Source organism: Streptomyces sp. NPDC002018, from assembly GCF_042890865.1.
Classification (GTDB): domain Bacteria; phylum Actinomycetota; class Actinomycetes; order Streptomycetales; family Streptomycetaceae; genus Streptomyces.
Genome location: NZ_JBIASO010000005.1, coordinates 158,634 through 179,573, shown reverse-complemented (window position 1 = coordinate 179,573; position 20,940 = coordinate 158,634). Strand labels below are relative to the sequence as shown.

At 69.6% G+C, this 20,940-nt stretch carries 18 protein-coding genes and 5 tRNA genes; 14 read left to right on the top strand and 9 right to left on the bottom strand.

The window, feature by feature from the left end:
• Window positions 1–86 precede the first annotated feature (86 nt).
• Together ACFYYH_RS10360 and ACFYYH_RS10355 are read left to right on the top strand one after the other, a co-directional pair.
• On the top strand, window positions 87–1,670 hold the full coding sequence (locus ACFYYH_RS10360) for an acyl-CoA carboxylase subunit beta (RefSeq protein WP_388548456.1): 1,584 nt from the start codon (window positions 87–89) through the stop codon (window positions 1,668–1,670).
• Window positions 1,671–1,720: 50 nt separating this feature from the next.
• Window positions 1,721–1,924, top strand: coding sequence for an acyl-CoA carboxylase subunit epsilon (locus tag ACFYYH_RS10355; protein ID WP_388548454.1), 204 nt, complete (start codon window positions 1,721–1,723; stop codon window positions 1,922–1,924).
• Between the two features lie 140 nt (window positions 1,925–2,064).
• Here ACFYYH_RS10355 and ACFYYH_RS10350 read toward each other — a convergent pair whose 3' ends face one another.
• The 8 genes from ACFYYH_RS10350 to ACFYYH_RS10315 all read right to left on the bottom strand — a co-directional run bounded on the left by ACFYYH_RS10350 (window position 2,065) and on the right by ACFYYH_RS10315 (window position 12,636).
• Window positions 2,065–2,646, bottom strand: a complete 582-nt coding sequence (locus ACFYYH_RS10350) for an ATP/GTP-binding protein (protein WP_031229389.1) — start codon at window positions 2,644–2,646, stop codon at window positions 2,065–2,067.
• Complete coding sequence (locus tag ACFYYH_RS10345; RefSeq protein ID WP_388548452.1) at window positions 2,627–3,232, bottom strand: DUF742 domain-containing protein; 606 nt, start codon at window positions 3,230–3,232, stop codon at window positions 2,627–2,629. The genes ACFYYH_RS10350 and ACFYYH_RS10345 overlap by 20 nt, the downstream gene beginning before the upstream one ends.
• Before the next feature lie 100 nt (window positions 3,233–3,332).
• Window positions 3,333–3,746: a roadblock/LC7 domain-containing protein gene (locus ACFYYH_RS10340; RefSeq protein ID WP_026057603.1), complete on the bottom strand. Its 414-nt coding sequence runs from the start codon at window positions 3,744–3,746 to the stop codon at window positions 3,333–3,335.
• A 10-nt stretch (window positions 3,747–3,756) separates the two neighbouring features.
• Window positions 3,757–7,029, bottom strand: a complete 3,273-nt coding sequence (locus ACFYYH_RS10335; RefSeq protein ID WP_388548450.1) for a nitrate- and nitrite sensing domain-containing protein — start codon at window positions 7,027–7,029, stop codon at window positions 3,757–3,759.
• 340 nt (window positions 7,030–7,369) lie between these two features.
• On the bottom strand, window positions 7,370–7,951 hold the full coding sequence (locus ACFYYH_RS10330) for an ATP/GTP-binding protein (RefSeq protein ID WP_189282429.1): 582 nt from the start codon (window positions 7,949–7,951) through the stop codon (window positions 7,370–7,372).
• Complete coding sequence (locus tag ACFYYH_RS10325; protein ID WP_388548448.1) at window positions 7,932–8,339, bottom strand: DUF742 domain-containing protein; 408 nt, start codon at window positions 8,337–8,339, stop codon at window positions 7,932–7,934. The genes ACFYYH_RS10330 and ACFYYH_RS10325 overlap by 20 nt, the downstream gene beginning before the upstream one ends.
• 109 nt (window positions 8,340–8,448) lie before the next feature.
• On the bottom strand, window positions 8,449–8,862 hold the full coding sequence (locus tag ACFYYH_RS10320) for a roadblock/LC7 domain-containing protein (protein ID WP_030351794.1): 414 nt from the start codon (window positions 8,860–8,862) through the stop codon (window positions 8,449–8,451).
• 9 nt (window positions 8,863–8,871) lie between these two features.
• Window positions 8,872–12,636 (bottom strand): nitrate- and nitrite sensing domain-containing protein, encoded by a 3,765-nt coding sequence (locus ACFYYH_RS10315; protein WP_388548445.1) that lies wholly within the window; start codon window positions 12,634–12,636, stop codon window positions 8,872–8,874.
• A 574-nt stretch (window positions 12,637–13,210) separates the two neighbouring features.
• On the opposite strand from ACFYYH_RS10315, the gene ACFYYH_RS10310 reads away from it, so the two are divergent.
• The 9 genes from ACFYYH_RS10310 to ACFYYH_RS10270 all read left to right on the top strand — a co-directional run bounded on the left by ACFYYH_RS10310 (window position 13,211) and on the right by ACFYYH_RS10270 (window position 17,381).
• Entirely contained in the window at window positions 13,211–13,387 is a 177-nt protein-coding gene (locus ACFYYH_RS10310; protein WP_388548443.1) for a hypothetical protein, read from the top strand.
• A 264-nt stretch (window positions 13,388–13,651) separates the two neighbouring features.
• Window positions 13,652–14,434, top strand: coding sequence for a fumarylacetoacetate hydrolase family protein (locus ACFYYH_RS10305; protein ID WP_388548441.1), 783 nt, complete (start codon window positions 13,652–13,654; stop codon window positions 14,432–14,434).
• The gene (gene gltX, locus ACFYYH_RS10300; protein WP_388548438.1) at window positions 14,427–15,899 is read left to right on the top strand and encodes a glutamate--tRNA ligase; all 1,473 of its coding nucleotides are present in this window, start codon (window positions 14,427–14,429) and stop codon (window positions 15,897–15,899) included. Before ACFYYH_RS10305 ends, gltX begins: the two co-directional genes overlap by 8 nt.
• Before the next feature lie 187 nt (window positions 15,900–16,086).
• Window positions 16,087–16,806, top strand: a complete 720-nt coding sequence (locus ACFYYH_RS10295; RefSeq protein ID WP_388548436.1) for an HAD family hydrolase — start codon at window positions 16,087–16,089, stop codon at window positions 16,804–16,806.
• An 87-nt stretch (window positions 16,807–16,893) separates the two neighbouring features.
• Window positions 16,894–16,965: transfer RNA gene (locus tag ACFYYH_RS10290), tRNA-Gln, on the top strand.
• A gap of 19 nt (window positions 16,966–16,984) precedes the next feature.
• A tRNA-Glu gene (locus ACFYYH_RS10285) sits at window positions 16,985–17,057 on the top strand.
• 61 nt (window positions 17,058–17,118) lie between these two features.
• A tRNA-Glu gene (locus ACFYYH_RS10280) sits at window positions 17,119–17,191 on the top strand.
• Window positions 17,192–17,217: 26 nt separating this feature from the next.
• Window positions 17,218–17,289, top strand: a tRNA-Gln gene (locus ACFYYH_RS10275).
• A 19-nt stretch (window positions 17,290–17,308) separates the two neighbouring features.
• A tRNA-Glu gene (locus ACFYYH_RS10270) sits at window positions 17,309–17,381 on the top strand.
• 159 nt (window positions 17,382–17,540) lie between these two features.
• Here the strand turns inward: ACFYYH_RS10270 and ndgR are convergent.
• Window positions 17,541–18,257: an IclR family transcriptional regulator NdgR gene (gene ndgR / locus ACFYYH_RS10265; protein ID WP_010984119.1), complete on the bottom strand. Its 717-nt coding sequence runs from the start codon at window positions 18,255–18,257 to the stop codon at window positions 17,541–17,543.
• Window positions 18,258–18,437: 180 nt separating this feature from the next.
• Between ndgR and leuC the strand changes: the two genes are divergently transcribed.
• The 3 genes from leuC (at window position 18,438) to ACFYYH_RS10250 (ending at window position 20,820) form a co-directional block, all read left to right on the top strand.
• A complete protein-coding gene (gene leuC, locus ACFYYH_RS10260) occupies window positions 18,438–19,877 on the top strand; it encodes a 3-isopropylmalate dehydratase large subunit (protein ID WP_388548433.1) in 1,440 nt (479 codons plus the stop codon).
• Window positions 19,878–19,879: 2 nt separating this feature from the next.
• Window positions 19,880–20,488 (top strand): 3-isopropylmalate dehydratase small subunit, encoded by a 609-nt coding sequence (gene leuD, locus ACFYYH_RS10255; RefSeq protein WP_388548432.1) that lies wholly within the window; start codon window positions 19,880–19,882, stop codon window positions 20,486–20,488.
• Between the two features lie 104 nt (window positions 20,489–20,592).
• Window positions 20,593–20,820, top strand: coding sequence for a hypothetical protein (locus ACFYYH_RS10250; protein ID WP_388548429.1), 228 nt, complete (start codon window positions 20,593–20,595; stop codon window positions 20,818–20,820).
• Window positions 20,821–20,940: the final 120 nt, after the last annotated feature.

Here is a 20,940-nt window from a genome sequence, read left to right as displayed (position 1 = left end):
TCTGTCCAGGCCCACCAGGAATACCGCCAGGAGACTGTGTGGAGTCAACGGCGTGTTTTCCCCGGTGCTCTTCGTAGGGTTGGCACATGACCGTAGTGGACGAGACGCCGAGCGAGCCCACCGACGCCCGGGGACGAGTGGCCGAACTGCACGCCCTTCGCGAGGTGGCCCGCCGAGGGCCCAGCGACCGCGCCACCGAGGCCCAGAAGGCCAAGGGCAAGCTGACCGCGCGTGAGCGCATCGAGCTGCTGCTCGACGAGGGGTCGTTCAAGGAGGTCGAGCAGCTCCGCAGGCACCGCGCCACGGGCTTCGGCCTGGAGGCCAAGAAGCCGTACACGGACGGTGTCATCACCGGCTGGGGCACGGTGGAGGGCCGCACGGTCTTCGTCTACGCGCACGACTTCCGGATCTTCGGCGGCGCCCTCGGCGAGGCCCACGCCACCAAGATCCACAAGATCATGGACATGGCCATCTCGGCCGGTGCCCCGCTGGTCTCGCTGAACGACGGTGCGGGGGCCCGGATCCAGGAGGGCGTCTCCGCGCTCGCGGGCTACGGCGGGATCTTCCAGCGCAACACCCGTGCCTCCGGCGTCATCCCGCAGATCAGCGTGATGCTCGGCCCCTGCGCGGGCGGCGCCGCCTACAGCCCGGCCCTCACGGACTTCGTGTTCATGGTCCGTGAGACCTCGCAGATGTTCATCACCGGTCCCGATGTGGTCAAGGCCGTCACCGGCGAGGAGATCACCCAGAACGGCCTCGGCGGCGCCGATGTGCACGCCGAGACCTCGGGCGTCGCGCACTTCGCGTACGACGACGAGGAGACCTGCATCGCCGAGGTGCGGTACCTGCTGTCGATGCTGCCGCAGAACAACCGCGAGAACCCGCCCACGGTCGTCTCCGAGGACCCGGTGGACCGCCGCTCCGACGTACTGCTCGATCTGGTGCCCGCGGACGGGAACCGCCCGTACGACATGCACAAGGTGATCGAGGAACTGGTTGACGAAGGCGACTTCCTGGAGGTCCACGAGCGCTGGGCGCGCAACATCATCTGCGCCCTGGCCCGGCTGGACGGCCAGGTCATCGGCATCGTCGCCAACCAGCCGCAGTCCCTCGCCGGGGTGCTGGACATCGAGGCCTCCGAGAAAGCTGCGCGCTTCGTCCAGATGTGCGACGCTTTCAATGTCCCGATCGTGACGCTGCTGGACGTGCCCGGCTTCCTGCCGGGGGTCGACCAGGAGCACGGCGGGATCATCCGGCACGGTGCCAAACTCCTGTACGCCTACTGCAACGCCACCGTGCCCCGGATCTCCCTGATCCTGCGCAAGGCGTACGGAGGCGCCTACATCGTGATGGACTCCCAGTCCATCGGAGCCGACCTCACCTATGCCTGGCCCACGAACGAGATCGCGGTGATGGGCGCCGAGGGTGCCGCCAATGTCATCTTCCGCAAGCAGATCGCGGAAGCCGCGGACTCGGAGGCCATGCGCGCTCGGATGGTCAAGGAGTACAAGGCCGAGCTGATGCATCCCTACTACGCGGCGGAGCGCGGTCTGGTCGATGACGTCATCGACCCCGTCGAAACCCGTGAGGTGCTCGCGAGCGCGCTCGCGATGCTCCGTACCAAGCACGCCGACTTGCCGTCCCGCAAGCACGGCAACCCCCCGCAGTGACCACCCTGCGTACCGCGCCCTCCCGCCGAGAAGACGGAGACACGACCTCCATGAGCGAATCCACGAACGAATCCCTGCTGCGCGTCGAGAAGGGGCAGGCCGGCCCCGAGGAGCTGGCCGCCATCACCGCCGTCCTGATGGCCCGCGCCGCGGCCCGTCCGGACGCGCCGGCCCACCACGGCCGCTCCACGGCCGGCTGGCGCCGCCTCGAACGCACTCCCGGTTTCCGCGCCCCCCACAGCTGGCAGGGCTGAGATTTCCGCAGACGACGGCCCCCGCACTCCTCGTGAGTGCGGGGGCCGTCGTCTGCGTGTCGGCGTCTGTGCCTGTGTCTGTACCGTCCGCGCGTCCGGGGCGGGCCGGCCGGTGAGCCGGCCCGCCCCCGACGCAAGACCTATCGGAGTCGTGCCATGAGGGCGTGTTCGACGAGGGTGATGAGGCCGCTTTTGGCGTCGGCGCGGTGGCGTGCGTCGGTGGTGATGATGGGGGTGTCGGGGCCGATCTGGAGTGCTTCGCGTACTTCGTCGGGGGTGTAGGGCTGGTGTCCGTCGAAGCCGTTGAGGGCGATGACGAAGGGGAGTCCTGAGTTTTCGAAGTAGTCGACGGCGGGGAAGCAGTCGGCGAGGCGGCGGGTGTCGACGAGGACGACGGCGCCGATGGCGCCGCGGACGAGGTCGTCCCACATGAACCAGAAGCGGTCCTGTCCGGGGGTGCCGAAGAGGTAGAGGATGAGGTCTTGGTCGAGGGTGATGCGTCCGAAGTCCATGGCCACGGTGGTGGTGGTCTTGTCTCCGGTGTGGGTGAGGTCGTCGATGCCTGCGGAGGCGCTGGTCATGACGGCTTCGGTACGCAGCGGGTTGATCTCCGAGACGGCGCCGACGAACGTGGTCTTGCCCACGCCGAAGCCGCCCGCCACCACGATCTTCGCGCTGGTGGTTGAGCGGGCTGCACCGCCGCTAGAGCTTGCGAAGTCCACTGAGCACCCTTTCGAGCAGTGTCACGTCTGGCTGGCCACCGACGGCCTCGTCGCCGCCGGGCTGATGGATGGCGACAAGTCCGGCCTCCGCCAGGTCGGCTACGAGGATCCGGGCCACGCCGAGGGGAATGGAGAGGAGCGCCGAGATCTCGGCGACCGATTTGATCTCGAAACAGAGCCGGCAGATCCGCTGGTGCTCGGGCAACTGCCCATGGAGCTGGGACGGATCGGCCGTCGTGCTGACCAGTGCCTCGATGGCGAGCTGGTACCGCGGCCTCGTCCGGCCGCCGGTCATGGCGTACGGACGGACCAACGGGTTGTGCGTCATGGCAGGAGCGGGCTGCTCCGGGGCGCGCGGTGGCACCGGCTGGATACGGGGCCGCCGCGGCCGCTCGTACGGCTGCCGTTGTGGCGGTTCGTACGGCTGCTGCTGGGAATGGTAAGGCTGTTGGGGTCGTCCGGCGTCCTCACCGGTCACCTGACCGCTGGGCGCGGAGGGGAAGTTGAAGCGGTTCCGCGCGTGGTCGCCTGGGGACCGTTGTACACCGTCATGGTCATAGGGATGTCCGCCTGGGGGTGTAGCCACGTTTCCTCCTCCGACTGCCGGTCGCCGGGCCGATGCTGACGGACCAGTGGATCCGCGCCACCGCACCCTAATGGTGCGGCGGCGAACGGCGCACTGTCTGTCAGTTGAGCAGACTTCCCTGGAGCTCGGCCCGGAGGTCCGGGGTGAGGACCGTACCCGCTCGGTCGACCAGAAGTGCCATCTCGTATCCCACCAGGCCGATGTCGGCCTCCGGGTGCGCCAGGACGGCCAGGGAAGAACCGTCCGAGATGGACATGATGAAGAGGAAGCCGCGTTCCATCTCGACGACGGTCTGGTTGACCGCACCGCCTTCGAAGATCCGGGACGCCCCCGCGGTCAGCGAGGTCAGACCGGACGCCACGGCCGCGAGCTGATCGGCGCGGTCACGCGGGAAACCTTCGGACATGGCCAGCAGGAGTCCGTCGGCGGAGACCACCACCGTGTGGGACACCCCGGGGGTGTTGTCCACAAAGTTGGTGATCAACCAGTTCAGATTCTGCGCCGCCTGGCTCATCGGGCTCACACTAACGCTCCTGGTTGTAGGTACTGCCCGGGGCTTGGCCCGGTCCGTTCGTGTCCGCTCCCGCGTTGCGGCCCCGCTGGACGCCCCGCCGCAGGTTGCTCAACCTGCCGCGGATGTCCTCGGGGGCCCGGGAGACCTGGGTGCCGCCCTGCGGGGTCTGCTCGGCCGCCCCCTCGATCAGATTGGCCTTGGGCACCCGGCGGGGGAGCCCGGACGAGGTGATTCCGCCCGCCTTGGGCTCACGGAGCTTCTCGGCCCGCTGCCAGCGCTCGTCGTTCCTCGAACGCCAGTCGTCGGAACCGGCCGCCTCGCTCTGCCCGTTGTCCTGACCGCTGCTGTGCCCGCCGCCCTGACCGTTGCCGAGGCCGTTCGGCGAAGCCGGCCCGGCCGGCGCCGCGGCGGACCCGCCGTCCTGCTCCGCGGGCTGCCACTGCTGCTGCGGCGGCTGGCCGCCGCCCCGGCGCGGCAGACCCGCGTCCGTCAGCGTGTGACTGCTGCTCGGGGACGGGCCCGGACGGTCGAAGCCTACGCGGTCCTGAGCGATCTCGGGAGCGTCGGGGACAGATTCCGCTTCTGTTCCCCGCTGGGTTTCGTACGTGTCCTGATACGTGCTCTGACCGGCCCACTCGTCCTGATGGGGCTGGGCCGCGAAGGGGTCCTCGTAGGACGTCCCGGGGCTCTGCGGCTCCGGGTAGGCGGCCTCCGCATACGGCTGTCCCTGAGGCTCCTGGTACGCGTTGTACCCGGAGTCGGGTGCCGGGTACCCGGCGGCGGGGCCGACGGGCTGCTGAGGCGCGTACCCCTGCTCGTACGACGTCTCTCGCGGCACGTACTGGCCGTCGACCTCCTCGCGGTACCGGTCGTCGCCCAGGTCGCCGAAGGCGGGCTGCCCGGCGCCCGGGGGAGTGCCCAGCGCGGCCCGTCGCTCCTCGCGCCTGAGCGTGCGGTTGACGGGGTCGAGCGTGCGGGTGCCGTCGGCCGACGGGGCGGCCTGGTCCTCGTAGCGCGAGTCGTCGAAGCCCAGTTCCGCGGCGGTCAGCATCGGAGCGCTCTGGAGGGGCAGCTCCTCGGCCGGGGCCGGCTGGTCCGGGATGATCTGCGAGACCGTGAAGTCGTCGGCCGGAACGGGCTCGCCGCCCCCGCCGTGGGTGATCGCGTCGGGGAGCATCACCAGCGAGGTGGTGCCGGCCTGCTCGCCCGAGGGCCGGAGCTGGACCCGGATGCCGTGCCGGTCGGCGAGCCGGCCGACCACGAAGAGGCCCATGCGCTGGGAGACGGCCGCGTCCACGGTCGGCGGGTTGGCCAGCTTGTGGTTGATGTCCGCGAAGTCCTCGGCGGTGAGGCCGATGCCCTTGTCATGGATCTCGATCATCACCCGGCCGTCGGGCAGCCGGGTCGCGGTCACCCGGACCTTGGTCTGCGGCGAGGAGAACGTGGTGGCGTTCTCCAGCAGCTCGGCGAGGAGATGGACCAGGTCGGTCACCGACTGGCCGTGGATCTCGGTCTCGGGGACGCCGGTCAGCTCGATACGCGCGTAGGACTCCACCTCGGAGGAGGCGGCGCGGAGCACGTCCACCAGCGGCACCGGCTGGTTCCAGCGGCGGCCCGGCTCCTCGCCCGCGAGCACGAGGAGGTTCTCCCCGTTGCGCCGCATACGGGTCGCGAGATGGTCCAGCCGGAAGAGGTTCTCCAGCTGGTCCGGATCGCCCTCGTTGTTCTCCAGCTCGGAGATGAGGGTCAACTGCCCCTCGATCAGCGACTGGTTGCGGCGGGAGAGGTTGGTGAAGATGGCATTGACGTTTCCGCGCAGCATGGCCTGCTCGGCGGCGAGCCTGACCGCCTCGCGGTGGACCTGGTCGAAGGCGCGGGCCACCTCGCCGATCTCGTCGCGCGAATCGATCGGGATCGGCTGGACCCGGGTGTCGACCCGGCCGGGCTCGGCACGGGAGAGCTGGTCGACCAGCATCGGCAGCCGCTGCTCGGCGATGCCGAACGCGGCGGTGCGCAGCTCCCGCATCGAACGGCTCATCTGCCGGGCCATCATCCCGGCCAGGATGAAGGCGGCCAGCAGGGCGATCACCACGATCGCGCCGTTGGTGATCGCGTCGTTCCTGGCGTTGTCCGAGATCTGGGCCGCGTCGGCCACGGCCTTGTCGACGAGATCCTTCTCCAGGATCGTGTAACCGTCGAACTTGGCGGTGGAGGCGGCCAGCCAGGCCGCGGGGGTGACCCCGCGCTGCGCGAGCCGCTCGGGGCTGTCGCCGGTGGCGATCGCCGCCACCATGCCGTCCAGGACGGAGCCTTCCTTGCTCGGCGGGGCGGTGAAGTCCTCACCCGCCGCGGCGGCCTGCTGCTGGGCCGCCGCGAGCTTCTTGGCTCCCTCGGCCGCCTTCTCCTTCATCACGTCCTGGAGCCGGACGGTGTCCGCCCCCGTGCCGCCGGAGACGTACTCGCCGACGGCGATGTCCTCCAGGTAGGCGTACGACGAGAACGCGATCGTCTGGCCGTTCCTGACGTCGTCCTTCTGGCTCGGCCGGACGAGCAGATGCATCCCGATGGAGCGCTGGAGCGACTCGGCGGCCTTGGCGAGCTGGATCGCGTAGACGGTACGGCCGTAGCTGGTGATGTTGCCGGTGCCCAGGCCCAGCTCGTTGGCGAACTCCATGAGGGAGTGCTGCACCAGCACATAGCCCTCTTCGGTCGCGACGGGGCCGCCCTTGCCGTTGCTCTTGTCCGCGGTCTCGACGGCCTCGATGTACGCGCTCTTCCTGATGGCCACGAGCTTCGGTTCCTCGGCCCTGAACAGGCTGAGACGGCGTTCCAGGCCCTGCTTCGCGGGCATGTCCCGCACCGCCAGGTCGAACTTCTTCTTCGCCGCGTCCGTGGCCGCGCGGGTCTGGACGACGACCGGCGCGTCGCCGTCGCCGGTCAGCAGGGGCTGAGCGGTGAGATCACGCTCGTTGAGCAGTGCCTGGCCGTACTCCGAGGCGGCCCGGACGACCAGGGCCGTCCGTTCGGCGTCCTGTGCCTCCTGCCAGGTGTCGATGGACGCCTTCACCTGGAAGCCGCCCATCACCAGCCCGACCAGCACCGGGATCAGGAGAATGGCGTTCAGCCGAGTGGGCACCCGCCAGTTGCGTGGTGAGAGCGCACTGGTGCTGCCGGGCTTCGGCGGCGAGCCGGACGCGACCGCAGGCGGCACCGCCGTGCGCGGCGGCGGGGTGAAGTTGCCCCGCGCCTGCTGCTCCGCGGAGCTCGTCTTGCTTCGCCTCACTCGACCAACAACCTCTCGGCGTCGGCACCTACTTTTGTGCCGTGTTCTGTTTCAGGGCCGTACTACTCGGGAGTTGTCGAATTGCAGCACGAGGAACGGCCCCATTCCAAACAGCAGGAATCAGCCATTCCGAGTGGTCCAAGCCTCACGTAAAACGGGCATAAAGAACGAGCCCCGTCAAAAGGCGGGGCTGATGTGAGCACAGTGGCACCGGACGAGTGCGTCGGGTGTCCGGAGCCGGTGAATTCTCTGTCGAAATGTTATGAACATGGAGGCGGGCTGTGTCGAAGGACATAGCCCACCTCCAGTGATCTCTACGGCAACTGCCGTATGTGGTCGTCTACTTGAGTCGTGCCATGAGGGCGTGTTCGACGAGGGTGATGAGGCCGCTTTTGGCGTCGGCGCGGTGGCGTGCGTCGGTGGTGATGATGGGGGTGTCGGGGCCGATCTGGAGTGCTTCGCGTACTTCGTCGGGGGTGTAGGGCTGGTGTCCGTCGAAGCCGTTGAGGGCGATGACGAAGGGGAGTCCTGAGTTTTCGAAGTAGTCGACGGCGGGGAAGCAGTCGGCGAGGCGGCGGGTGTCGACGAGGACGACGGCGCCGATGGCGCCGCGGACGAGGTCGTCCCACATGAACCAGAAGCGGTCCTGTCCGGGGGTGCCGAAGAGGTAGAGGATGAGGTCTTGGTCGAGGGTGATGCGTCCGAAGTCCATGGCCACGGTGGTGGTGGTCTTGTCTCCGGTGTGGGTGAGGTCGTCGATGCCTGCGGAGGCGCTGGTCATGACGGCTTCGGTACGCAGCGGGTTGATCTCCGAGACGGCGCCGACGAACGTGGTCTTGCCCACGCCGAAGCCGCCCGCCACCACGATCTTCGCGGAGGTGGTCGATCGTGCCGCTCCGCCGCTAGAGCTTGCGAAGTCCACTGAGCACCCTTTCGAGCAGTGTCACATCCGGCGTGCCGCCGGCCTCTCCGTTGCCCGGCTGGTGGATGGCCACCATGCCCGCCTCCGCCAGGTCCGCCACAAGAATGCGCGCGACGCCCAGCGGCATCGTCAGCAGGGCCGACACCTCCGCGACGGACTTGACCTCACGGCACAGGTGGCAGATCCGCTGGTGCTCCGGGAGCAGGGTGGCGAGATGCGCCGGGTCTGCCGTCGTACTGACCAGCGCCTCGATGGCGAGCTGGTACCGCGGCCTGGTCCGGCCGCCGGTCATGGCGTACGGACGGACCAACGGCTGGTCGCCCTCGGAACCGTACGACGCGTCGATCGAGGCGCCGTACGGATCGTGAGAGGCGGGTGGCGGGGTCATGAATCCTCCGGGCGTGACAGCAAGATGTCTGCGTGCCGTCTGACTTGGCCGGTGGGGGGCCGGTTGGGCGGCCTGACGGTGATGGAGCTGGGGCGTTGCCTGGAAAGCCTCAGTGCAGCAGGCTTCCCTGAAGCTCGGCGCGCAGGTCCGGCGTGAGGACCGTACCGGCGCGATCGACCAGGAGGGCCATCTCGTACCCGACCAGGCCGATGTCGCACTCGGGGTGGGCGAGCACGGCCAGGGAGGAACCGTCCGAGACGGACATGAGGAAGAGGAAACCACGCTCCATCTCGACGACGGTCTGGTTGACCGGGCCGCCTTCGAAGATCCGGGACGCCCCCGCGGTCAGCGAGGTCAGACCGGACGCCACGGCCGCGAGCTGATCGGCTCGGTCGCGGGGGAAGCCCTCGGACATGGCCAGCAGAAGTCCGTCCGCGGAGACCACCACTGTGTGGGACACCCCAGGGGTGTTGTCCACGAAGTTGGTGATCAACCAGTTCAGATTCTGCGCAGCCTGACTCATCGGACTCAACTAACGCTCCTGCTGGTGAGAGGTGCCGAGGTTGAAGCTGCCGGTCGCCGGGCCGGTGTTGCCCGCCTGACGACCCTGCTGGATTCCCCGACGGAGATTGGTCAGCCGGCCGCGCACGTCAGCGGGCGCTCGCGAGACCTGCGGACCGGCCTGGGTGTTCTGTTCCTGCGCGGTACCGGGCACCAGGTTGGCACGCGGCACCCGGCGGGGCAGGCCGGAGGTGGTGATACCGCCGGCCTGGGGCTTCTTGACCCGCTCGGCCTGGCGTACCAGCTCGTCGTTGGGCGACGTGCGCCAGGATGAGGTGACGCCGGCGTCGTTGCCGCCCGAACCGTTGGCACCGAGGCCCGGGAATCCCGAGCCGTTGCTGCCGAGGCCCGGGAAGCCGGCGCCGTTGGTGCCGGAGCCCTGGGCGGGCTCGCGCCGCGGCATCGGGTCCCGCCGCGGGTTCTGTGCGTGGGGCTGCTGCGGCGACGGCGGCGCCGGGTACTGCTGGCCGCCGCCCTGCTGGGCCCCGTGACCGTGGAACCAGTTGGTCTCCAGGTTGTCGTACAGCGGGGTGCGCCCGTCACCGGGACCGGCCGGCGGCAGCGCCTCGGGCTGCTGCTGCGGCGGCAGGCCCGGCGGACGGTAGCCGCCCTGCGAACCGGGCGCCGGGGACGGAGCCGGGGGCCGCGGGGCGTTGAAGTCCTGCTGGGGCTGGTAGTCGCGCTGCGGGGTGCCGTACTCCGCCGGGGCCCGGAAGTCGGACGGGGCGCCGTAGTTCTGCGGGGAGTTGTAGCCCGCGGGGGCGTTGAAGTCCGGCCGGGGGAACTGCGCCGTGGCCGCCGCGTCCTGCGGGCCGCCGCGGCCCGTGTTCGCGTCGGGCCGGGGCCCGTTGAAGTCGGGACGCTGGAACTCGGCCGTGGAGCCGGGACCCTGCTGCTCGGCCGCCGGCCGGGCGTACTGGCCGGAGTCGTGCTCCTCGTGACCGCGCGGGGCGTCCAGCGAAGGGCGCTGACCGGGCTGCTGGTCGCTGCCCCAGCTCGTGGTCTGGGGGCGCTGCGGCTGCGGGTTGCCACCGGGCAGCTCGGCGCGCGGTCCGCCGGGCGGCGGGAGCTGCCGGCCGCGGTCGGGGGCGCCGCCCTGGCCCTGGAAGGCGTTCTGGGCGCGGCCGCTGAAGCCGTTCTGACCGCCCTGGCCCTGGCCGGACCTGGCGCCCTGGCCGGGCTGTCCGTTCTGGCCGGGCAGTCCTGCGGCCGGGGCGCCGGGCTGGTCCGTACGGCCCTGGCCCTGGGGGCCGCCCTGACCCTGACCGCCCTGGCCCGGACCGTTGAAGGCGTTCTGGCTGAAAATGCTGGGCTGTCCGGAGCCCTGCCCCTGCCGCTGCGGGTCCTGCGGTCCGCCCTGGGGGCCGCCCGAGCCGTCCCGGGACGGCAGCGCGGCACGCGGGCTCGCGCCCGTGAGCAGACCGGCGCCACCGCCGGGTCCCGCGCCGATACCGGGCCGGCCGCCACCGGCGGCGCCGGGACCGCCGGCCAGCTGGCCGCCGGGGGCGGGCGCCTGGCCCGCGCCGTTCTGGCCGCCGGGAGCGCCGGGCGCTCCCGGCCTGCCCGCGGGGGCCTTCTTGCCGCCGTGCGCGACATCGACGGGCAGCATGACCAGCGCGGTCGTACCGCCGGAGTCGGAGGGACGGAGCTGGATCCTGATGCCGTGACGCAGGGACAGCCGGCCGACCACGAACAGACCCATGCGGCGCGACACCGAGACATCCACGGTGGGCGGCGAGGCGAGCCGTTCGTTGATCGCCGCGAGGTCCTCGGGCGACAGACCGATACCGGTGTCGTGGATCTCCACGAGCACCCGGCCGTCGGGCAGCGCGTGACCGGTGACCCGGACCTTCGTCTGCGGCGAGGAGAACGACGTGGCGTTCTCCAGCAGCTCGGCGAGCAGGTGCACGAGGTCGTTGACGACACGTCCCGCGACCTCGGTCGCGGGGACCGAGGCCAGCTCGATGCGCTCGTACTGCTCCACCTCGGAGGCGGCGGCACGGAGCACGTCGACCAGCGGGACGGGCCTGGTCCAGCGGCGGCCCGGCTCCTCGCCCGCGAGGACGAGGAGGTTCTCGCCGTTACGGCGCATACGGGTCGCGAGGTGGTCCAGCTTGAAGAGCGAGGAGAGCTGGTCCGGGTCGGCCTCACGGGACTCGAGCTCCGAGATCAGCGAGAGCTGACGCTGGATCAGGCCCTGGCTGCGGCGCGAGAGGTTGGTGAACATCGCGTTGACGTTGCCCCGCAGCAGAGCCTGCTCGGCGGCGAGACGGACCGCCTCGCGGTGCACGTCGTCGAAGGCCGCGGCGACCTTTCCGATCTCGTCCCTGGAGTGCACACCGACCGACTCGACGGAGGTGTCGACATCCTGCGGGTCCGACTCGGAGAGCTGCTTGACCAGCTCGGGCAGCCGGTCCTGGGCGACCCTGGTGGCCGTGTCCTGGAGCCGGCGCAGCGAGCGGATCATGGACCGGGCCACCACGAAGGCACCCACCAGCGAGACACCCAGCACCAGCAGGATGACCACACCGTTGATGAACGCGTCGCGCTGCGACTGGTCGCGCAGCTCGCGGGCCTTGCCCTCCATCTCGCCCAGCAGCGTGGCCTCGATGGTCTTCATCGCGTTGATCCGGGTGGACGCCTGGTCGGTCCAGTCCAGATACGAGCGGTTGGGCTGCTGCGCCATACCGTCCGGCGTGCCCAGCACGCGCTCGGCGTACTTCTCGGCCTGCCCGATCTCCGGGTTGCCGTTGCCGTTCAGCGGAGCCATCAGCTCCTCGGCGTCGCCGCCCATGGACTCGTACAGCGAACTGAACGAGGTGAGGGCGTTCTGCTCCTTGGTGGCCGCGGCCAGACCGTAGAGCCGGTCGCTGTCGGTGAGCTTGCCCTTGGTCTTCGGGTCGGCCGGCAGCGCGGCGGCGATGACCGCCCGCTGGACGGAGGCGTACTCCTTGGCGGACGAGAAGGCGGCCAGCGCACGGGTCCGCTTGATCATGTCCGGGTTGCTGGTCGCCTGCGCCATGTCCTGCGAGAGGCTCAGCAGCGAGTCGATCAGTCCGCTGTACGCGTCGACGGTCAGCGAGTCCGACTCCGACGTGTAGGCGCCCTTGCGGATGTCGTTGATCTTGTTGACCTGGGTGGCGATCTGGTTGACGTTGGAGCGGATGCTCTCCAGCGCCTCGTCGCCGTCCGTGTTGCCGATGTCGACCGTGGCGTCGAGGAAGGCCTTCTTCGCGCGGTCGGTCTTGGTGCGCGGGTCCTTGACCTTGTAGTCGCCGGGCGGCGTGCCGTTGGTGAGCGGACCTGCCGACACGTCACGTTCGGCCTGGAGCGCGGCGGCGAGGCTGGTCGCCTCCTTGGTCATCTTCGTCAGCAGCTGCATGTGCTCCAGTTGCTGCATGTCGTTCAGCGACTGGTTGATACGCAGCCCGCCCAGCGAGGTCGCGGCGACCACGGGGAGGGTGAGCAGCGCCACCAGACGGGTGCTGATACGCCAGTTGCGCAGAGCCAAACGTGAACCGGCGTCACCCGGAACCGGGTTGGGCGCGGGCTGGGGCGCCGTCGAGGGCGTGCCTCCGCCCTGCGCCGTCCCGGTGGACCCGCCTCTGCCGCCACTCTCGCCCGAGGGTGCCTGGCCCGGGGTCTGGGTGTGCTGGGGCGAGGAGCCGCGGTCGGTTCCGCCGCGGGGCTCCTGCTCCGCCGCGGCACTGCTATCCCTCTTGAAACGTCCCTGCACTAGCGTCGCAACCTCTGGACCAGGCGCCCCTCCGCGAACGGCGGGGCGGTGTCGGCGTCTTGGGGCGCAGAACGCTCCCCATGGTGGTCGTGAGTGACCGGCGCAGCTCCCCTTCCCCGCCGCCACTCGGCGCTGCGTTGCGCCTCTGCGCGCCGGCTTGTAAACCCGCGGCGGTGGGGGGAATTCCAGCACAGTGCAGGATCTCCAACAAGGGCCGTGGGGCGGCCAGTGGCGTGAATGACACGGTGTGAGCGCCGGATCACAAGCCGTAGAAATGGTTCACGGAGGAAACGGACTTTTATTGACGAGCCGCTTACGGGTGGGGGGTGTCCCAGTCCTGATGATCAGGAGCGGAATGTAACGTTCAGTTACGCATTGTCCGTTTCCTTGGACGTTGATCACTGACCGGAATGAGGGAAATGCCCGGCAACTCGTGAGCAAACTCACACGGAGATCGCCGATGGATCCCGGTTCCGGCGGGGAATCGGATGTTTAGCCTGACGCTTTACAGAGACGGCACATCCGACAAGCGGCGCCCCGGCGCCCGCGCTCCCGACGAGGTCTGACACCACAGATGAAGACGACGATGATGTTCCGCAGCACCGCCAACCCCCGGCGCACCACGCTGACGCACCTGAAGGACGCCGAGGAACTGGCACCCGCGGAGCAGCCGGAACACCCCGTCTCCCTGCCGAACCGGACCGCCAATCCCCGCCGTACGACTCTCATGGACGTACCGGTCGCACCCTAGGGTCTCCCGGGTTCCCGCCCGGCGCCGGTCCGTGTGATCCACTTCCGCCGCACTGTAGTACGTCGGACGGCCGCCCCCGGCGACGGGAGGCGGCCGTCCGGCATGGGAGGGGGACCCGGACCACCGGCCCCGACCACGGACGAGCGGGCCGCGCGGCCCGCGTGAGCCGCCCGGCGGCGTGCGCGGGACGGCCGCGGCACGCCCCGCGCTAGCCTGGAGCGTCAGTCTCCAGTACAGCGAGCAAGTGAGGGGCGGCAGCATTCCGTGCGCATCGCCAGGTTCTCCATCGACGGCAATGTCGCCTTCGGCGCGGTCGAGGGCGAAGGCAGCGACCCCGCGGGTCTTGTCCTCGACATCATCAAGGGCATCCCGTACGCCGACTTCGAACTCTCCGGCACCAAGGTCCCGCTGAGCAAGGTGCGCCTCCTGCCGCCCGTGATCGGCAACAAGATCCTGGGCGTCGGCCGCAACTACGCGGAGCACGCGGCGGAACTGGGCAACGCGGTCCCCGAGGTCCCCGTCGTCTTCCTCAAGCCCACGACCGCGCTGATCGGCACCGGCGACGCGATCGAGTACCCCTCCTTCTCCCAGGAGGTGCACTACGAGGCCGAACTGGCCGTCGTCATCGGCCGGATGTGCCGGGAGGTGCCGCGCGAGCGCGTCAAGGACGTGATCCTCGGCTACACCTGCGCCAACGACATCACGGCCCGCGACGCCCAGCGCGCCGAGAACCAGTGGGCCCGCGCCAAGGGCTTCGACACCTCGTGCCCGCTCGGCCCCTGGGTGGAGACCGACCTCGACCCCTCGGACCTCACCATCCAGTGCACGGTCAACGGCGAACAGCGCCAACTGGGCCGTACGAGCGACATGATCCGCTCGGTCGAGGACATGATCGTGCACATCACCGAGGCCATGACCCTGCTCCCGGGCGATGTGATCCTCACGGGCACCCCCGCCGGGGTCGGCCCCCTCAGCGTCGGCGACGAGGTCGCCGTCACCATCGAAGGCATCGGCACTCTCACCAACAAGGTGATCAAGCGTGGCTAACGGACCCGTCCGTGTACGTTTCTGTCCCTCGCCGACCGGCAACCCCCATGTGGGCCTGGTCCGCACCGCCCTGTTCAACTGGGCGTTCGCCCGGCACCACGGCGGCACCCTGGTCTTCCGTATCGAGGACACCGACGCGGCCCGCGACTCCGAGGAGTCGTACGCACAGCTCCTCGACTCGATGCGCTGGCTCGGGCTCGACTGGGACGAGGGCCCCGAGGTGGGCGGACCGCACGCGCCGTACCGCCAGTCGCAGCGGATGGACCTCTACCGCGACACCGCGCAGAGGCTGCTCGCCGCCGGCCACGCGTACCACTGCTACTGCACCACCGAGGAGCTGGACGCCCGCCGCGAGGCGGCCCGCGCGGCCGGCCGTCCTTCGGGGTACGACGGCCACTGCCGCGATCTGACCGCGGAGCGGAAGGCGGAGTACGAGGCGGAGGGACGCACCTCCATCGTCCGCTTCCGGATGCCCGACGAGCCGATCACCTTCACGGACCTGGTCCGCGGCGAGCTGACCTTCACCCCGGAGAACGTCCCGGACTACGCCATCGTCCGCGCCAACGGGGCGCCGCTCTACACGCTCGTCAACCCGGTCGACGACGCGCTGATGGAGATCACGCATGTGCTGCGCGGCGAGGACCTGCTCTCCTCCACCCCGCGCCAGATCGCGCTGTACAAGGCGCTGATCGAACTGGGCATCGCGAAGGACATCCCGGCGTTCGGGCATCTCCCGTATGTCATGGGCGAGGGCAACAAGAAGCTCTCCAAGCGTGACCCGCAGTCGTCGCTGAACCTGTACCGGGAGCGCGGCTTCCTGCCCGAGGGACTGCTCAACTACCTCTCCCTGCTGGGCTGGTCGCTCGCCGCGGACCGTGACATCTTCACCAGGGACGAGCTGGTCGCGGCGTTCGACATCGCGGACGTCAACGCCAATCCGGCCCGCTTCGACCTGAAGAAGGCCGAGGCGATCAACGCCGACCACATCCGGCTGCTGGATGTGAAGACGTTCATCGAGGCGTGCGGTCCCTGGCTGAAGGCGCCCTACGCACCGTGGCAGCCGGAGTCCTTCGACGCGGCGGCCTTCGAGGCGCTGGCCCCGCTGGCCCAGACCCGGCTCACGGTCCTCTCGGACATCACCGCCAATGTCGACTTCCTCTTCCTGGACGAGCCGGTACGGGACGAGGCGTCCTGGGCGAAGGCGATGAAGCCGGGCACGGACGCGCTGCTGGAGACCGCCCGTACGAAGATCGCCGAGGCGGAGTGGACCACGGAGTCCCTCAAGAACGCGGTGCTCGCGGCCGGTGAGGAGCACGGCCTCAAGCTGGGCAAGGCCCAGGCCCCGGTCCGCGTCGCCGTCACGGGCCGCACGGTGGGGCTGCCGCTCTTCGAGTCCCTGGAACTCCTGGGCCGGGACCGCACCCTGTCCCGTATCGACGCCGCGCTGGCCGCGCTGAGGTCGTAGGGCCCGCCGGCCGGACCGCCCACCCGGTCCGGACACGAACGCCGCTCCCCGCCCTCGCCCCCGCCCCTCTTCCCGGGGACGGGGGCGGGGGCGTGGTGCTGCGCGCGATGCCACGGGCCGGTGCCGCGGGCCGGTCGTCCGCCCATCGGGCCCCGGCGGGGGGCCGGCGCGGGGTACCGTCGGCGGTATGCCGATTCGCGCCGTGCTCTGGGACATCGACGACACCCTCTTCGACTACAGCACCGCGGACCGCGCCGGCATGCGGGGGCATCTCGCCGCCGAGGGACTGACCGAGGGCTATGCCTCCGTCGACCAGGCACTCAGGCGCTGGCGGGCGATCACCGATCTGCACTGGGAGCGGTTCGCCGCGGGGGAGACGGACTTCCAGGGGCAGCGGCGCGACCGGGTCCGTGCCTTTGCCGGGGCGGAGCTGAGCGACACCGAGGCTGACGGCTGGTTCGAGCGGTACATCGTTCACTTCGAAGCCGCCTGGACGCTCTTTCCCGACAGTGTCGCCGTGCTCGACCGGCTCGCGCCCGACTACCGGCAGGCCGTGCTGTCGAACTCCAGCATCCGCAACCAGGACAGGAAACTGCGCATCCTCGGGGTGCGCGATCACTTCGAGACCGTCCTGTGCGCCGCTGAGCTGGGCGTTTCCAAACCCGACGCCGCCGCCTTCCACGCCGCCTGCGACGCCCTCGCGCTGGATCCGGGCGAGGTGGCGTATGTGGGCAACGAGCCGGACATCGACGCGGGCGGCGCCGTCGCCGCGGGACTCGCCGGAGTCTGGCTGGACCGCGGCGGCCTCGGAGGCCGTCCTGAGCTGGTAAGGATCACCGATCTCGGCCAGCTTCCCGGCCTGCTGCGGGGGGATACCCGTTTTGGAGCCATGTCCGCGATCGGGTAATGTTCTTCCTGCGCCGCCCGGGAGGGCCGAGAGGTCCGGCCGGAGAGCGCAAGCCAAATAAGCCCCCGTACGGGGGTTGAGTTTTGGTGGGCTATGGTGTAATTGGCAGCACGACGGTTTCTGGTTCCGTTAGTCTAGGTTCGAGTCCTGGTAGCCCAGCGCAGATGTTCTCTGCAACGCCCCCGTTGTGTAGCGGCCTAGCACGCTGCCCTCTCACGGCAGTAGCGCCGGTTCGAATCCGGTCGGGGGTACAGATCCTTCTCTCCGATGTCTTCGGGTCGCACCCGGACACATCGATGCAGGATCGCTAGGGCCCCCGTTGTGTAGCGGCCTAGCACGCCGCCCTCTCAAGGCGGTAGCGCCGGTTCGAATCCGGTCGGGGGTACGGGTCCCACAAGGACTGAACCACCATGGGCTATGGTGTAATTGGCAACACGACGGTTTCTGGTTCCGTTGTTCTAGGTTCGAGTCCTGGTAGCCCAGCGCAGATTGTGTCTGCAATGCCCCCGTTGTGTAGCGGCCTAGCACGCTGCCCTCTCACGGCAGTAGCGCCGGTTCGAATCCGGTCGGGGGTACAGATCAGGGAAGGCCCTTCGTATAACGAGGGGCCTTTTCGCTTTTCCCGCTCAACAGCCCCCGCCGAAGCGCCTGTTGCGGTGCTCCGTCTCCGAGCGGTCCCGGTGCCGGCGGGCCGCTGCGGCGTCGGAGCGGCCGACCGGGTACCGGGAGGGGCCTCAGCCCGTGCGGCGCAGCGCCTCGCTCAGCCGTCCCGCGGCGTCTATGACGGCCTGGGCGTGCATACGGCCCGGATGCCGGGTGAGCCGCTCGATCGGTCCGGATACCGAGACCGCCGCGACCACACGGTTCGACGGACCGCGCACGGGCGCCGAGACCGAGGCCACGCCCGGCTCGCGCTCACCGATCGACTGTGCCCAGCCCCTGCGCCGTACTCCCGAGAGCGCCGTCGCCGTGAAGCGGGCCCCCTGGAGACCGCGGTGCAACCGCTCCGGTTCTTCCCAGGCCATCAGGATCTGGGCCGAGGAGCCCGCCTTCATCGTCAGGGTGGAACCGACCGGGACCGTGTCCCGCAGCCCCGAGAGACGCTCGGCGGCGGCCACGCATATCCGCATGTCGCCCTGTCTGCGGTAGAGCTGCGCGCTCTCGCCGGTCACATCCCGTAGATGGGTGAGCACGGGCCCCGCCGTGGCCAGCAGCCGGTCCTCGCCGGCCGCGGCGGCCAGCTCCGCCAGCCGCGGCCCCAGAATGAACCTGCCCTGCATGTCCCTCGCCACCATCCGGTGGTGTTCCAGTGCCACGGCCAGCCGGTGGGCCGTGGGACGTGCGAGCCCGGTCGCCGCGACCAGCCCGGCGAGGGTGGCCGGACCGGACTCCAGAGCGCTCAGTACCAGAGCAGCCTTGTCGAGAACGCCGACGCCGCTAGAGTTGTCCATGAAACGATACTTGCGTCTCACTCTGTGAAACGCAAGTTCAATTTCCCGGGGAACTTGCCAACCTGTGTGTACGGCCCGCGGACCACGGGCCTTCAGCCGGCGTTCGGATACGGGGGGACGGACGCGGGCCCATATATCTCTAGGAGCGCCGGACACGACGGGCCGGCCGGAGGGAAAGCGATGGGTAGGACACTCGCGGAGAAGGTCTGGGACGATCATGTCGTCCGGCGCGCAGAGGGCGAGCCCGACCTCCTCTTCATCGATCTGCACCTGCTGCACGAGGTGACCAGCCCCCAGGCCTTCGACGGTCTCCGGAAGAGCGGCCGGCCGGTCCGGCGGCTCGACCTCACCATCGCGACCGAGGACCACAACACCCCGACCCTCGACATCGACAAGCCCATCGCCGACCCGGTCTCCCGGATCCAGCTGGAGACGCTCCGCAAGAACTGCGCGGACTTCGGCGTGCGGCTGCACCCGCTGGGCGATGTCGAGCAGGGCGTCGTCCATGTCGTCGGCCCGCAGCTCGGACTGACCCAGCCCGGCACCACCGTCGTCTGCGGTGACAGCCACACCTCCACGCACGGCGCCTTCGGCGCGCTGGCCTTCGGCATCGGCACCAGCCAGGTCGAGCACGTCCTGGCCACCCAGACCCTGCCGCTGGCCCGCCCCAGGACCATGGCCATCACGGTCGAGGGCGAACTCCCCGACGGTGTCACCGCCAAGGACCTGATCCTCGCGATCATCGCCAGGATCGGCACCGGCGGCGGCCAGGGCTACATCCTCGAATACCGCGGCTCCGCCATCGAGAAGCTCTCGATGGAGGCCCGGATGACCATCTGCAACATGTCCATCGAGGCCGGCGCCAGGGCGGGCATGATCGCCCCCGACGAGACCACCTTCGCCTATCTGAAGGGCCGCGACCACGCGCCCCGGGGCGAGGACTGGGACGCGGCGGTCGCGTACTGGAAGACACTGCGCACCGACGACGACGCGGTCTTCGACGCCGAGGTCTTCATCGAGGCCGCGGAGCTGGCCCCGTTCGTCACCTGGGGCACCAACCCGGGCCAGGGCGCGCCGCTCTCCTCGCGGGTCCCCGACCCTGCTTCGTACGAGGACGCCTCGGAGCGCCACGCCGCAGAAAAGGCCCTGGAGTACATGGGGTTGACCGCGGGGCAGGCGCTGCGCGACATCAATGTCGACACCGTCTTCGTAGGCTCGTGCACCAACGGACGCATCGAGGACCTGCGGTCGGCGGCCTCGATCCTGGACGGCCGCAAAGTCGCCGACGGTGTACGGATGCTGGTGGTCCCCGGTTCGGTACGGGTCGCGCTCCAGGCCGTCGAGGAGGGCCTCGACAAGGTCTTCACCACCGCGGGCGCGGAGTGGCGGCACGCGGGCTGCTCGATGTGTCTGGGCATGAACCCCGACCAACTCGCTCCCGGCGAGCGCTCGGCGTCCACCTCCAACCGCAACTTCGAGGGCAGGCAGGGCAAGGGCGGGCGTACCCATCTCGTCTCTCCCCAGGTCGCCGCCGCCACCGCCGTGCTGGGCCACCTCGCCTCGCCCGCCGATCTCTCCGACACCGATGCCGGCGCCCGTACGCCCGCTGGAGCGCGATAACCATGGAAGCCTTCACCATCCACACCGGCCGCGCCGTACCGCTGCGCCGCAGCAACGTCGACACCGACCAGATCATTCCGGCGCACTGGCTCAAGAAGGTCACCCGCGACGGGTTCGAGGACGGGCTGTTCGAGGCCTGGCGCAAGGATCCGGCGTTCGTGCTCAACCAGCCCGTGTACGAGGGGGCCACGGTCCTGGTCGCGGGCCCCGACTTCGGTACCGGGTCCTCGCGGGAACACGCCGTCTGGGCGCTCCAGAACTACGGTTTCCAGGCCGTCATCTCCTCCCGGTTCGCCGATATCTTCCGCGGCAACTCGCTCAAGAACGGTCTGCTGACCGTGGTTCTGGAGCAGCCGGTCGTCGACGCCCTCTGGAAGATCGTGGAGAGCGACCCCCAGGCCGAGATCACCGTGGATCTGGAGGCCCGGCAGGTCAGGGCGGCCGGCCCCGACGGAGCCGGACTGACGGCCGATTTCGAGCTGGACGAGAACGCCCGCTGGCGGCTGCTGAACGGGCTCGACGACATCAGCCTCACCCTTCAGAACGAAGAGGCCATCGCCGCCTACGAGGCCGCCAGGCCGTCCTACAAGCCCCGCACAATTACCGCCTGAGCAGCACTTTTCCCCTACTGCGCCCCCTGCCTCCCGGCAGGGGGCGCAGCTGTATGTTGAGCCCCCCTCGGGCGACAACTCGCCCCAGATGGCACAATCGGTGCATGGAACGCGACAGCCAACTCAAGCTCTACGGGTTAGTCGCCGACCGACTGAAGGAAGCGCACACAAGGGTGCGCGGGCTGCAAGTCCCGGAGGGCGTACGGATGGCGCTCTCCCGGAAGCTGCTGGTCATCACGGCCGCGGCGAAACACGATCTCCCGGACGCGGCAAGGCGTCTGGACCGCTTGATGAAGGACCTCGACGAGGGTCGTTTCCCCGAAGGTGACTGACCTCCGCGGAACTCCGCCAGGTCGACTTCGTTGCGGCACTAGGGTGATTAGCCCGTTTCGTGTTTGATTTGCGGTATATATCTGCCTAACGTGCGAAAAAGCTTGAACACTTTCGTTCTG

Coding starts and splice junctions, on each gene's coding strand:
- ACFYYH_RS10325 (WP_388548448.1), bottom strand. CDS start 8,339: ATGACCCCGCCACCCGCCTCTCACGATCCGTACGGCGCCTCGATCGAC.
- ACFYYH_RS10295 (WP_388548436.1), top strand. CDS start 16,087: ATGCCGATTCGCGCCGTGCTCTGGGACATCGACGACACCCTCTTCGAC.
- ndgR (WP_010984119.1), bottom strand. CDS start 18,257: ATGGACAACTCTAGCGGCGTCGGCGTTCTCGACAAGGCTGCTCTGGTA.
- ACFYYH_RS10360 (WP_388548456.1), top strand. CDS start 87: ATGACCGTAGTGGACGAGACGCCGAGCGAGCCCACCGACGCCCGGGGA.
- ACFYYH_RS10250 (WP_388548429.1), top strand. CDS start 20,593: ATGGAACGCGACAGCCAACTCAAGCTCTACGGGTTAGTCGCCGACCGA.
- ACFYYH_RS10320 (WP_030351794.1), bottom strand. CDS start 8,862: ATGAGTCAGGCTGCGCAGAATCTGAACTGGTTGATCACCAACTTCGTG.
- ACFYYH_RS10355 (WP_388548454.1), top strand. CDS start 1,721: ATGAGCGAATCCACGAACGAATCCCTGCTGCGCGTCGAGAAGGGGCAG.
- ACFYYH_RS10340 (WP_026057603.1), bottom strand. CDS start 3,746: ATGAGCCAGGCGGCGCAGAATCTGAACTGGTTGATCACCAACTTTGTG.
- ACFYYH_RS10310 (WP_388548443.1), top strand. CDS start 13,211: ATGAAGACGACGATGATGTTCCGCAGCACCGCCAACCCCCGGCGCACC.
- leuD (WP_388548432.1), top strand. CDS start 19,880: ATGGAAGCCTTCACCATCCACACCGGCCGCGCCGTACCGCTGCGCCGC.
- leuC (WP_388548433.1), top strand. CDS start 18,438: ATGGGTAGGACACTCGCGGAGAAGGTCTGGGACGATCATGTCGTCCGG.